The sequence below is a fragment of the Acinetobacter sp. CFCC 10889 genome (assembly GCF_003268395.1).
GTDB lineage: Bacteria > Pseudomonadota > Gammaproteobacteria > Pseudomonadales > Moraxellaceae > Acinetobacter.
This window is the reverse complement of record NZ_LQXQ01000239.1, coordinates 18,745-31,994: the sequence shown is the minus strand read 5'-3', so window position 1 is coordinate 31,994 and position 13,250 is coordinate 18,745. Positions and strand designations below refer to the sequence as shown.

11 protein-coding genes and 2 pseudogenes are annotated in these 13,250 nt (G+C 37.5%); 6 read left to right on the top strand and 7 right to left on the bottom strand.

Going from position 1 to position 13,250, the window contains the following annotated elements; translation table 11 throughout:
• Window positions 1–6: 6 nt before the first annotated feature.
• The 3 genes from AVJ19_RS21890 to AVJ19_RS21880 are packed head-to-tail and all read left to right on the top strand — an operon-like array spanning window position 7 to window position 2,458.
• On the top strand, window positions 7–858 hold the full coding sequence (locus tag AVJ19_RS21890; protein ID WP_111861521.1) for an ABC transporter permease: 852 nt from the start codon (window positions 7–9) through the stop codon (window positions 856–858).
• A gap of 11 nt (window positions 859–869) precedes the next feature.
• Window positions 870–1,631 carry an ABC transporter permease gene (locus AVJ19_RS21885; protein WP_111861520.1) on the top strand — a complete coding sequence of 254 codons (762 nt, stop codon included), beginning with the start codon at window positions 870–872 and terminating at the stop codon, window positions 1,629–1,631.
• 11 nt (window positions 1,632–1,642) lie between these two features.
• On the top strand, window positions 1,643–2,458 hold the full coding sequence (locus AVJ19_RS21880) for an ABC transporter ATP-binding protein (protein WP_111861519.1): 816 nt from the start codon (window positions 1,643–1,645) through the stop codon (window positions 2,456–2,458).
• Window positions 2,459–2,516: 58 nt separating this feature from the next.
• Here AVJ19_RS21880 and AVJ19_RS21875 read toward each other — a convergent pair.
• From AVJ19_RS21875 to AVJ19_RS21865, 3 genes and pseudogenes are all read right to left on the bottom strand, one after another.
• Window positions 2,517–3,886 (bottom strand): annotated as a pseudogene (locus AVJ19_RS21875) (LLM class flavin-dependent oxidoreductase).
• A gap of 150 nt (window positions 3,887–4,036) precedes the next feature.
• Entirely contained in the window at window positions 4,037–5,404 is a 1,368-nt protein-coding gene (locus AVJ19_RS21870) for an MATE family efflux transporter (RefSeq protein WP_111861518.1), read from the bottom strand.
• A gap of 116 nt (window positions 5,405–5,520) precedes the next feature.
• Window positions 5,521–6,675 carry a methionine aminotransferase gene (locus tag AVJ19_RS21865; RefSeq protein ID WP_111861517.1) on the bottom strand — a complete coding sequence of 385 codons (1,155 nt, stop codon included), beginning with the start codon at window positions 6,673–6,675 and terminating at the stop codon, window positions 5,521–5,523.
• A gap of 497 nt (window positions 6,676–7,172) precedes the next feature.
• On the opposite strand from AVJ19_RS21865, the gene AVJ19_RS21860 reads away from it, so the two are divergent.
• Together AVJ19_RS21860 and AVJ19_RS21855 are read left to right on the top strand one after the other, a co-directional pair.
• A complete protein-coding gene (locus tag AVJ19_RS21860; RefSeq protein WP_111861516.1) occupies window positions 7,173–7,592 on the top strand; it encodes a hypothetical protein in 420 nt (139 codons plus the stop codon).
• An 85-nt stretch (window positions 7,593–7,677) separates the two neighbouring features.
• Window positions 7,678–8,025: pseudogene (locus tag AVJ19_RS21855) on the top strand (IS982 family transposase); the annotation flags it as partial.
• A gap of 42 nt (window positions 8,026–8,067) precedes the next feature.
• Here AVJ19_RS21855 and AVJ19_RS21850 read toward each other — a convergent pair.
• From AVJ19_RS21850 to AVJ19_RS21840, 3 genes are read right to left on the bottom strand one after another with little or no spacing between them, the layout of a single operon-like run.
• The gene (locus tag AVJ19_RS21850; RefSeq protein ID WP_111861515.1) at window positions 8,068–9,981 is read right to left on the bottom strand and encodes an acyltransferase family protein; all 1,914 of its coding nucleotides are present in this window, start codon (window positions 9,979–9,981) and stop codon (window positions 8,068–8,070) included.
• Between the two features lie 36 nt (window positions 9,982–10,017).
• A complete protein-coding gene (locus AVJ19_RS21845) occupies window positions 10,018–11,325 on the bottom strand; it encodes a DUF445 domain-containing protein (protein WP_111861514.1) in 1,308 nt (435 codons plus the stop codon).
• A 15-nt stretch (window positions 11,326–11,340) separates the two neighbouring features.
• Complete coding sequence (locus AVJ19_RS21840) at window positions 11,341–11,895, bottom strand: CC0125/CC1285 family lipoprotein (RefSeq protein WP_111861513.1); 555 nt, start codon at window positions 11,893–11,895, stop codon at window positions 11,341–11,343.
• Between the two features lie 143 nt (window positions 11,896–12,038).
• On the opposite strand from AVJ19_RS21840, the gene AVJ19_RS21835 reads away from it, so the two are divergent.
• Window positions 12,039–12,557: a hypothetical protein gene (locus AVJ19_RS21835; protein WP_111861512.1), complete on the top strand. Its 519-nt coding sequence runs from the start codon at window positions 12,039–12,041 to the stop codon at window positions 12,555–12,557.
• Between the two features lie 24 nt (window positions 12,558–12,581).
• On the opposite strand, the gene AVJ19_RS21830 is transcribed toward AVJ19_RS21835, so the two are convergent.
• Window positions 12,582–13,121 (bottom strand): DUF924 family protein, encoded by a 540-nt coding sequence (locus AVJ19_RS21830; RefSeq protein ID WP_111861511.1) that lies wholly within the window; start codon window positions 13,119–13,121, stop codon window positions 12,582–12,584.
• Window positions 13,122–13,250 lie beyond the last annotated feature (129 nt).

Below are 13,250 nucleotides of genomic sequence, written 5' to 3'. Positions count from 1 at the left end.
TAAAAAATGTCACAAGAAATTGTTTTTAAATCACAGCGTCGTTCGGAAATTTCTTCAGCTCCAGCACAACATAGATTTACTCTATTCAATATTTTAAAAAGTCAAAAAGTATGGGCATGGTGGATTGGTGGTATTTTTCCAATTGCTTTGTTGTGGCTTTGGCATATTTCTGTTGAAAAAAGCTGGGTGAATCCTTTGCTCTTACCTGCGCCTGATTTGGTCTGGGTAGCCCTAAAAGATTTGTACAGCAGTGGTGAGTTATGGAGCAATCTCAGTGTTAGTTTGACACGAATTGCTTACGGATTTAGTGCTGGCATTGTTATTGCGCTGATTTTAGGTTTGGCAATGGGCTTGTCTCGAACAGTTGAGGCATATGTCTGGCCGACGTTTAAAGTGATTAATTTGATTCCTGTGGTGGGGTGGATTCCGTTGCTGATTTTATGGGTCGGTATTGATGAAGCCTTGAAAATTATTTTGATTGCAAAATCTGCTTTAGTGCCGATGACCATTAATGTATTTAAAGGTGTACGTAATATTCCCACAGCATTGACTGAAGTGGCAAATGTCTATCAATTAAATGCATGGTCTCGCTTTAAACATTTGGTATTACCCGGTGCATTTCTGAGTTTTATTGGTGGATTGCGTTTATCACTTGCCAGTGCATGGGGGGCATTGGTTGCAGTGGAACTACTGGCTTCGAGTGAGGGCATAGGTTATCTCATGGTTTATGGACGGCAAATTTTCCAACTTGATGTGGTGATGGCAACTGTGATTGTAATCGGTGTGGTGGGTTTTGCTTTTGACTTGGTCATTCGGTTTATTCAAAAACGTTTTTCAGCATGGACAACACAAAAATAAGGGGGAAAATAATGAAAAAAATAGACCTGAGAGCATGGGTGATTCCCCTGATTTTACTGTTTATTTGGACTGTTGTGAGCCATAAAAACTGGGTGGATCGTGCATTATTGCCCTTACCACAAACAGTTTGGCAGGTTTTTGTAGACAGTTGGCAAAGTAAAGAGCTATTTGAAAATATTGCCTATAGTTTGCTGCGTAATACGACAGGATTTATTGTTGGTGGCATTCTTGGAGCAACTTTAGGGTTGTTATTAGGCTTAAATCTCTGGGCAGATCGCTTTTTTTCACCGACCTTAAATGCTATTAAACACGTTGCAGTTTTTGCATGGATTCCACTGATGATTATGTGGTTTGGCAATGGTGAATTATCCAAAGTTATTTTTATCGCATTGGTCGTATTTTATCCCGTATTTTTTAATACCTATGATGGGGTAAAAAATGTCTCAGAAAAAAATAAAGAAGTGGCACAAATTTTCCAACTTAGTCGTCAGAAAACCTTTTTCAAAGTAATTTTGCCCTCAGCAGCACCCAGTATTTTTGCAGGATTAAATATTGCATTGGTATTTTCTTGGGTGGCAACCATTGGTGCAGAATATTTCTTTGTCGCAGCACCCGGTGTAGTCAATCCCATTTTAGATGGACAAAATCTTTTTCAAATGGAAACAGTGTTGTATGGCATGGCAATCATTGCATTAGTGGGCTTGGCATTTTCCAAAGTTGCACAATATTTTGAAAATTATAATTTACGTTGGCGTCAAGGCGTACATAAATAAGAGGGTAGAACATGAATCAAAAAGTGAGCGTTGCAGGACAAGTCAGTATTCAAAATTTAAATAAATTTTTTCATGGCAAAGCCCAAGATTTACATGTGCTTGATCATATTAATTTAGAAATTGCTGCTGGTGAATTCATTAGTATCGTTGGCAATAGTGGCTGTGGTAAATCGACTTTATTGAGATTATTGGTTGGTTTAGATGCTGATTTTGAAGGTTCAATTCAGATCGATCAACAGCCAATTCAGGGACCAAGTTTAGATCGAGGCATAGTCTTTCAAGATCATCGTTTGTTTCCGTGGTTGACCGTTGAACAGAACATCGCATTGGCTTTGGAAAAAAGCCAATTTACAGTGGCTGAGAAACAAGAATTGATTGATTATCATTTGGAGCTAGTACAGCTCAGTGCATTTAAACACGCTTATCCGAGTCAACTTTCAGGTGGGATGAGCCAACGTGTGGCGATTGCACGCAGCTTGGTGAATCGACCTCGTATTTTATTGTTGGATGAGCCGTTTGGTGCTTTGGATGCACTGACTCGTTCAAACCTGCAACAAGAGTTGCAGCACATTTTATCATCGGAAAAAGTCACCACGATTTTGGTAACACATGATGTTGAAGAGGCAGTATTGTTGGGGGATCGTATTGTGGTGATGCAGCCTAATCCGGGACGGATTAAACGCATTGTCAATGTTGATTTGGAGCGTCCACGTCGACGAGAAGATTATCGTTTAACGGCTTTAAAACATGATATTTTACAGGATTTCAAAGATCAAAAAGTGATTGCTGAGCCACATGAATTAGAACGCTATGGATTGGCATGGTAAATACAGTCAATAAAAATGCCCGTGAGAGGGCATTTTTTATATCTTGAATATTTTAAACCTAAGAGGCTTGTTGTGCATTTTTTGCTAAAACATACTGATTTTCAGGACGCTTTAAACCTAAATTTTCTCTTAAAGTCGTACCTTCATATGCCGTTCTAAATAAGCCTCGTGCTTGTAATTCAGGAATGATTAAATCAACAAAATCATTTAAGCCAGCAGGTGTTGTTGGAGGTAAAACATTGAAGCCATCAGCAGCTTCATTTTCAAACCATTGCTGTAATTGATCAACTATTTGTGCGGGGGTTCCAATGAGTGTCCAATGACCACGTGCAGAAGCGATATGTTCATAGAGTTGGCGAATGCTGAATTGATTTTTTCAGCAATATCAATCATCATTTGCTGACGGCTAGAGAAATCAATTTGGGAGTCTTGGAGTTTGGGAAATGCAGCATCCAGATCATATTGCGATAGATCGATGCCGCCTGCCAAACCTGCCAATAATCCGAGTCCAACTTCTGGGTGAATCAATGCATTAAGTTGTTGATATTTTTCAATAGCTTCTTGTTCTGTAGGTGCAACGAAAATAGAAACACCAGGCATGACTTTGACATCATCCACATGGCGTGAATATTTGGCTAAACGAGACTTTACATCACGATAAAAGGCTTGTGCATCTCCTAAATCTTGCTGCGCAGTAAAAATTACTTCGGCATATTTGGCAGCTAATTCTCGTCCATCTTCAGACTGTCCAGCTTGTACAATCACAGGATAGCCTTGTGGTGGACGAGGGATATTTAAAGCCCCTTGTACATTAAAAAACTGCCCATGATGTAAAGGTTCATGGGTTTTATTGACATCAAAAAACTGTCCTGTACTTTTATCATGTACAAAAGCATCATCCTCCCATGAGTCCCATAGTTTTTGTGCTACTGTAATAAACTCATCGGCACGTGCGTAACGGGTTTTTGCATCAGGATGTGCAGTAACATTAAAGTTGCGTGCAGTATCTGCGGATGAGGTGGTGACGACATTCCATGCAGCACGACCTTTGGAAATATGATCCAAAGAGGCAAATTTACGTGCCAATAAATAAGGCTCTTCGTAGGTTGTCGAGGCAGTTGCAATAAAACCAATATGTTGTGTAACAGCTGAAATGGCTGCAAATAGAGTAATGGGTTCAAAGCCTGCGGACTTATCACTGAGACCTAACGTATTTTTGTTTTTTGATGCACCATGACTCCAGTGTGTAGATAAACCATCTGCTAAAAAATAAGCATCAAATAAACCTTTTTCTGCAGTTTTTGCCAGTTCAATGGCATAGTCAATGCTAAGATGATCTTGTGGGCGGGCTTCGGGATGACGCCAACCCGCGGCATGTTGTGATGTGGTTGGAATAAAAGCACCGAGTTTAATTTGTCTTTTTGCCATGTGGTGAACCTTGTTATATTCAATGTGTACATAGGGTTATAACAAGGTCAATTGGCAATGAAAAATATGATTAAATTAAAATCTTATAAAAATTATGTATTAAGTGAAAAGTCAACCAGTATTCTTTATTTATACTTCATATTTAATCATCTAAATCAAAGTTTTAATTGCCTTTTTCTTCCATACAAACTGATAATAAATGGCTTGCATTAAGCACAACGATACAAAAGCCAAAGCATAGGCATACCAAATGCCTTTTAAGCCCCACCAGTCACTAAATAGATACGCAGCAGGTACTTCGATCAGCAAAATAGCGGTGACATTTAAAATCATGGGTACAGTTACTGTGCCACTCGCACGCATAATCGAGGCAAAAATTGAGCCTGCACCAAAAAATAAAATTGCCCATAACACAATAAACAGTAAATTTTGCCCAAGTTCGATGACACTTGGATCTGTGATAAATAACGCCATTAAATATTTGGAAAATAAATATGCCAAAACGACCAAACTCCCTGTGATCGCAATATTCATGATGAGAGCAGTGCGTGTGACTTTACGTAAAAGTTCCGATTTACCTGCCCCGATGGCTTGAGCAGCAAAAATGGATGCTGCAATCGAAATAGATAATGCTGGAAATTGAATATAATTTAGCACTTGGTTGACTGCACCGTATGCAGCCGTAGCATGTGAACCATAATGATTTACTAATCCAATAATGACTAAACCTGCGGCAGAGGTAGTGACCATTTGGATGCCTGTTGGAATGCCTAAACGCAAAATAATTTTGGTGAGTTCAGGATCATATTTAATATGGCTAAGTAAGGCTTTATCCAGTTTTAAAGCATGATCACGATAATTTAAATAAAAAGCCAAAAACCCTAAAACTGCTACATAGCCAATACTGGTGGCAATGGCAGGTGCGATGATACCAAGTTGAGGAAAACCAAAATAACCTGCGATCAAAATTGGTGTTACGACTACACCGATGAGAATCGTCATACTGGATGCAATCAAAGGTGTTGTACTGTCACCCACACCCCGTAAAATCGAGGTATAAATAATATAAATAAACAATAACGGACTTCCTGCAAGCATCCATTGCACATAAGGCAAAGATAAGTGCATCACATCAGGATCAATCCCCAAAAGCAGTAAAATATGCTTAGCAAATATCACACCCAGTATGGCAATAATACAGCCACCAATGAGGGTCATAAATAAGGTTGCACCCACCACCATCCGCACTTTTTCAAGGTTTTTTGCACCCCATGCTTGTCCAACCAAAACGGTTGTACCTGCGGAAAGTCCGATCACAAATGCCAACAAGAAAAATAGAATAGGAAAAAATACCGCAATCGCAGCAATTGCATTCACACCCATCATTTGTCCCACAAAGATGGTATTAATCGTACCTGAAAGGTTCTGTAAAATATTGGTGGCGATCAATGGCACTAAAAAGATTAAAAATCCTTTCCAAAATTTTTGATGATGCAATAAATTATCTTTTGCTGACATTTTTGCTGTTTTGTCCAATCCATTGAAATTATTTTGTACTTCAAAATATCATAATTCTACAAAAAAGCCTTAGCTTTTAAGTAACTAAGGCTTCATATTCTCATAAAAATATGTGCTTAAACTTGGCTCAAAATTTCACAGGCTTGCATCAAAGTTTCTTGCTTTTTGGCAAAACAAAAACGAATGAGGCGTAAATTTTGTGGGGCTTTCTGATAAAAAACCGATACTGGAATGGCTACGATTTTATGCTGTTCTGCTAAAAACTTGCACATCTCGACATCATTTAAATCGGGACGAATCTCAGAATAATCGACATTTTGAAAATATGTCCCTTGTGACGGTGTAAATTTAAAGCGAGATTGCTGTAAACCTGCATTAAAAGCATCTCGTTTCTGCTGATAAAAGTGCGATAAATTTTCAATATGTTCAGGATGTTGTTGCATAAAATTAGACAGGGCAATTTGCACGGGAGTCACACCACAAAAATTGGCAAATTGATACACCTGACGAAAGACTTTCATTAACTCAGGTGTAGCCACACAATAGCCTGTTTTCCAGCCTGTGACATGAAAGGTTTTGCCAAAAGAACCAATGACAAAACTGCGTTCTCGCAGTTCTGGAAATGACAGCGCAGAGTAATGCTTTTGTTCATCAAAAATCAGATGTTCATAAACTTCATCGGACAACACCACGATATTTTTATCTTCAATCAGCTCAATCAGGTTTAACCAATCTTGCTTCGACCAAATCGCACCTGTGGGATTATGTGGCGTATTGACAATGATCATGCGGGTTTTGTCTGTAATCGCAGCTTTAACTTGGTTCCAATCTACTGAAAAGTCTGGTGTTTGTAGTGCGATGTGAATGGCTTTCGCACCAACCAATTGTACACTCGGCGCATAACTGTCATAGCTTGGATCGAAAATAATCACTTCATCACCTGCATGGACGATGGCTTGAATCGCAGCAAAGATACCAATGGTTGCCCCTGGTGTGATGGTGATTTCTGTGATGGGATCGAATTTCAGTTGGTCTCTTTTGTGAAATTGTGCTGCAACCTGTTCTCTTAAACTGAGTAAGCCATCACCTGCAGCATATTGGTTATTTCCCTCCAGTGTAGCTTGGCTCAAAGCTTGTAAAAGTTCAGGAGGTGCAGGAAAGTCAGGAAAACCTTGTGAGAGGTTGAGCGCATTTAAGCGTTGTGCCATCGCACTCATGGTACTAAAAATGGTGACACCTTGTGCAGGGAGTTTGGAGTGGATTTCGATCATGAGGGTATGAATTTTAATGTATTGAATTGAGTGTAGCAGGTCGGTTTTGTGAGCTGAATAGGTATTGCTTATGATTTTTTAATACATGGCTTTATTGCTGAAAATAAAAAAGCCTGACTTCCTGTCAGGCTTTTTTACGTATTTGATGCTTTGGTTTGACTCCTGTCGAACCTGCATGTCCATCGCTATCTTTTCTTATTATTGTCTGGAGCATCCTGCTCTCTATGTGTTCATGATATGAAATTCAGCAGGTGCTGTATATTGGGAAATACCCTCAACTTTTGTACGTTTTAGCGTACAAATCCGTTGTAAATTTATTTGTAAGAATAATGGATGATCTTGAAAAGGGTATTTTGGATTATTGGTCGAGTGATTTTTTGGCTGAATATATGCACATACATGTTATACTGATAAAAGATATAGTTTAATAGCACTCACCGCACAAAATAAAAATATACAGTCCTGTACTCCAATGATTCATAATGGGATGAAGTAATATGAAATATTTTTTAATTTTTTTAATTATATTACTTACAGGTTGTGAAAAAAATGAAAGTATTAGTATTGTAGGTGAGAATAATGGGAATCCAATATTTTGCTTTTCAAGTTCTAATATTTGTAAAAATAAAAAAGTACAAGTTAATGTTGGTATTACTATTTATGAACTTGATGAAAGTGGAAAAAGAAATAAACTCATGTGGAAGATATACTGCAACTCCAAGAAAAATAAAGACTATCTAATTGATTCAGTAGAATATTCAATACTACCACAAGGGTGGATTGAGAGTGCACCTGCTCAAAAAATTATTGAAAATAAAATATATAGCATCAACTACAGTGTGTTCTTTTATAAAAGCAAAGGGATTTATTATTACTATGGTAGAGATGGAGTAAAATCGTCTTTTAAAATTCAATAAGCAACGCGAATCTCAACTTTTTAAATCATTGAAATATAAAGGAAATAGGCAAATTTAATTTTCGACCAAGAAAATAAACTAAGTTATGTCTATTCACAAATTTATCATTTCTATTTACTTAATCATAGAGGAAATATATCTCTTCATTGTCACAAAACCCTTAAGAACTAGAGGTTTTCCACCCGCTTTAAGTGATATTGAAATTATCACCATGCAAATTGTGGGTGAGTTTCTCATCCTAGATTCAGATAAAAATATATGGATGTATTTCAAACATAATTGGATTGAGTGGTTTCCTCAGTTAGGTTCATATCCTAATTTCTGCAAACACTGTGCAAATTTATGGAATATTAATCAACAAATTACAGCAAAACTAAGTTTTCGTTTTGGTGCTGATAATATTCACTTTATTGATGGTTTTCCTATTCCTGTCTTTCTTTTAGCATACTTTTGATACACTTCCAACTCCTGAAAGTTACTTAACTTTTTTAAATATAGGAGAGACGAGTTTATTTCCATACTCACTTAAATGATCACTGTCACGGTAAATAGGTCGATCTTTATATACAGAAATACATTCTCCTGTACTGCATAAAATCGCAGCAGGATCCAATACTTCGACATCACATTTTACAGCACTTCTATGAATAATTTCACGGACTTGCTGAGATCTTTGCAAATAGCTTTCATATGAAATAGAGAGCTGTTGATTACGATGATAAAACAAATTTTCCAAAATTCTCTTAGGAACATTAAAGCCTTGCTCTGGAACAGGCTGAACAATGTACAGCGGATTCGTTTTAGAAATTTCACATAAAGTTTGCGTTAAATTTTGTTCAAATAACACCAATCTGCGCTCTTGGGAGAGCTCTGGATGATTTCCAAAATAAATTTCAGGTTTTGAGCCACCACTCGGGATACGGTCTGGATCATTTTCTCCCAGTACATAGTTTGAATAGCGCCCTGCTAAAACAATAGGAATATTTTTATATTTTTGTGATGAGATTAAATTGAAACGCTCCTGATTGATTTTAGGACACGGATTATCTTTATTATAATATTTCATATTATAAATGAGAGGGCATGAACTTGTTGATAATGAAATAATACCTTCTGATTTTAAGTCAAAGACAGATGCCAAAGAGGTTGTTAATGTATCTGCATGACTATCACCAATAATCATGGCTTTAATATTGGAAGATTTTCCAATCATGCATTCATAGAGTTGTTTTTGATCGCATTTATAAGGGTTTGAATTGGTCATTTCTTGACTGATCATTCGGGCTTCTGGAGGCAGACGAAAATCCATACCCTCAATGGATTTAATGGTATATCCACATCCTGAAATAAATAAAAACATATAAAAGGCTTTCACTTTATATATTTCTTTCCATGATGAATATCGGGTGAATTTGATTTTTTCAATCAACTGATAACTTAAAAAGCCAAGTAAAATTGAAAGGGGAATGCCATAGATCCACCAATCAGTCAGTTCAAAATAATACCCAAGAACGACTAAAGGCCAATGCCATACATAAATAGAGTATGACCATTTACCAATATAGCTAAAAACAGGATTATTAATGAGCATATTATGTTGATAATTGCTGACAATAATCAGGTAAGTCCCTAGTACTGGAATAAGCGCCATATATCCAGGCCAAGGTGTTGTATTGGAAATTAAAAAATAGGAGGCTACAATAATGACCAAGCCTATAAATTGTATGGTGACTTGATGTGTAGTTTTTTTAGGTGACCACGGATACAGATACGCCAATCCTCCCAAAAGCATTTCCCAGGCACGACTTGTGAGTAAGAAATACGCAGTTTTACTGTCTTTATAAGTCGCATAAATACAGTAAATCAAACTGGTTAAGAATAAAGCGATTACCATACGCTTTAAATTGATTAAACTGAAATATTTTTTAAATATGATGATGATAACAGGGAAGAATATATAAAATTGCCATTCCACAGACAATGACCATGTGTGCAATAACCATTTTGTATGTTCAGCAGTATCAAAATAACCTCCTCCTTTCGCAAACAAAAGGTTGGACACAAAGAAAGCGCTTTTTTCGATTTGTCTACCTAAATCTTGATAATCAGTAGGTATGAGATAAAACCAGCCAAATACAAGCAATACAGTAGACACTGCTGTGAGAACAGGAATGATACGATTGGCACGAGCAGTATAGAACTGAAAGAAATTAAAGGTATTTTTTTCTATACTATTAAAAATAATAGCAGTCATTAAAAATCCAGAAATGACGAAAAAAACATCTACTCCTGCAAATCCTCCTGGTAACCATTGAGGATTAAAGTGGAACAGAACAACAGCAAGTACAGCGAAAGCTCGAAGTCCATTGATATCAGATCTAAATTGCATAAATAACAAATGTGAAAAGCTAAAATTTTAAGAATTTTATATCAAATAATCAATTACCGCTCGAATCACACCCAAGGTCAGACCAATAAAAGCACCCACCACTACGCCATTGACCCGAATCATGTGTAAGTCGCCACCGACCTCACTTTCGATCTTATCAATCATTTCACGAGAGTCCCATTCATGGATACGTTGACTGATAAATTTAATCACTTTTTCACTGTATTGATCACTTAAATGAATCGCCATTTCACTCATACGTTCATTCAATAACTGACGCACAGATTGATTTTCAATTAAGTTTTCACCGACTTGCTGAATCGCAACACGCAAATTCAGCGCAATGCCTGAGTCTTCTTTTAACAAGTCCGCTTTGATTGCATCACATAAAATCACCACAGCACCTGTGATGAAATTCAGTACCGATTCACTGTCCAATAATGCATTTTTGGTTTCATTCAAACGGATGCTGACCGCACTTTGATTATCCGCAAGTTGTAGCATCAGATCGTTGGCAACATCTTCAATTTTCTTGCGAAATGGATGTTCAGGATCAGCCAAAATCGCTTCAACTTTTTCCAATAACGAATCAATCGTGCGTTGTTGCACATCAATACCAATCCAACTCGCACCTTTGGCAAGTTTCCACACGCCCAATTCTTTGAACAAACGACGGGTCAAATCCTGTGTCTGTTCAGGATGATTGACCATCCATTCATGAGCCATGTCCAAGCCACGTTGCAGCACATCTTGATGGAAATCATTGTCCAAAACTGCACGGAGCATTTCACTTGCAAGGTGATTGATTTGCGTATTTTTCACCCATTGTACGCTGTTATTTTGGATGAATTTTCCAATTTGTTGCTGTCCCACAAAGTCAAAAACTTTCGGCACCGTTTGTTGAATGACATCGGTCACTTGGCTGTTATTTTTGGGATTGGCAAGCCATTGTCCAACCGCCAAAGTCAGGTCAGTTTTTTGCAGACTTTTTTCCACAATTTGCGGTGATAGGAAATTTTCCTGTACAAATTTACCCATCGACTCAGCAATGCGGGCTTTGTTACGGGGAATAATCTCCGTGTGATCCCGTAAAAATTTAGGAATCGGAATTTTACCGAAAGGGTTGCGAAACAGCACCGTGATGGCATACCAATCTGCCAAACCACCAACCACGCCTGCTTCTGCACCGAGCATTAAGATGTGAATCAACCAAACGTATTCAGGTAAAAGTTTGGCTGCAATAATCAGCGCAATCCAAATCAGCACCGCCACAACCAAGGCAATCGTGGCAAAGCGTTTACTGCGGTTCAGACTCGGTACATTCACGTCTTCGGCTTGGTTCATGCAACATCCTGAAAATTATTGTTTGTTTGATGATACATCAGTCACTTGCGGTTGTAATACCTGTCCTGTCGGACTGACACCATATTTTTGCCCCAAAGATTGTAAAATCAGGCGTGCATCAAAGGCATCATTCGGTGCTGAGTTTTTATCTTTATAACATTCAATGGTATAGGACACTTGGGTTGGGTCGAGTGTGACCACTTGTGGTATGTCATAAAATGGATCATAGAAACCGTGACGTCGATAACCGTATGGATAATAGTTTGGCGTTGGATAAACTACAGCTCTACGAGGTGGCTGTTGTGTGCGATTGCTTGGATCATCGAGAACTTTAAAAAATTGAAAACCGTTTTGTACTGTGGTTTGTGCTGATTTGAGTAGGGTAATTTCTTCGGCTGTACCATAACTCATGTTGCGAGTTTCAAAGCCAATTCTAAAAGTATTGGTATTTAATGGTAGCATTGAAAACTGCCCAAGTTGGTCAAAAGTGCGGGGCTGAGAGGGTGTTGTAGCGCATCCGACCATTGTGAGCATTGTCACCATAGTCAGACCGATGAGCGTCTTTTTCATGTTTCGCTCCTTAGTATGGCTGAATAATGTATATCCTTTATATTGCCTGAAATGGATGGGGAAATGATGTATTTCAAGCAGAAATTTGTTAAATCCCTTTGATGTATAATTATTTTAATGATAAGTGAATAGAACAACATAAAATGAAAAATATTGATTTTGAATTGGGACGGTTATCGGGAGTGTTAGCAGCATTCGCCCTCATCAATACCAAATGCAATCATGGTTATACATTTGAAATAGTTAATTTGCATACAAATTTTGAGAGTAAAAATGCATTTCAGCATTATTTTTTAGAGATGTATTCTGATGCCAAAATTACATTTGAAGAACTTTCTCTGACTGATTTGAAAGTACGTGATGCATTGAAGACATGGCTTTTTAGTTATCAAAAAGCGGATGATGCTGATGAAAGTTTAGTCGGTTTAGGTTCTTCTGATTGCTATTTGGATGATAAATATGAAGCTTTTGTTTTGAATGAGCGAGATGCACAACAGTCTTTTCTTGAAAATTTTTTAGTAGAGCTAAAGTCATTGCTTGTTGTACAGAAAGTTTATCAGGTGTTTGTGAAAACAAATTCATGGTATGAATGTGCTTGGGATGATTTTATTTTTGAGGGGAAAGATGGAAGTATTTTCCTCCATCTCGGTGTATCTGATTGAATAAATTCTGAGTAAAAATTTAAATCAAAACCCACTATTGGGCTGTTTTAAAAACTCGATTTCTTCCGCAGTCGATTCACGCCCTAAAATTGCATTTCGGTGTGGATAGCGTCCAAAACGATCAATGATAACTTTATGTTTTTTCTCAAAATCCAAATTGATCGGGTTGCCCAAAGCCTCAAATAATTTTAATGCTTCTTCATGGATCAGTTTTGATTCACTGTGCATATAGGGCATATATAAAAATGAACGTTGCTCAGGGCGTAAAGTAGTGTCCAAACCCAAATGAATCGCTTCTTGGGCAAGGCTAAGCGCTTGTGCATCCTGTGCAAAAGCTGCGGCTTGATCACGATATAAATTTCGTGAAAATTGATCAAGGACAATGATTTCCGCCAAACGACCTTCGGCAGTATCACGCCATGTATACAATTCGGCTTGCGTGGCTTGCACTAAAATTTCACTGAAACGGCGATGAAGTTGTTGATCAAAATCATCACTTTTTGCAAACCAAAAAGGTTGAGTGCTTGGGCTAAACCAAAAATCGAGAATGTCTTGAGCTTTCATGTGTATTTAAATTCTTTTAAAAGGATTCTTGCATAAAATCACAAATTTCAAGTGTCTAAAAGCGTTCAATTGTGATAAAAAATTGCCGAAAAATGAATATTACGTCTAAAAGCATTTTGAATATGCATG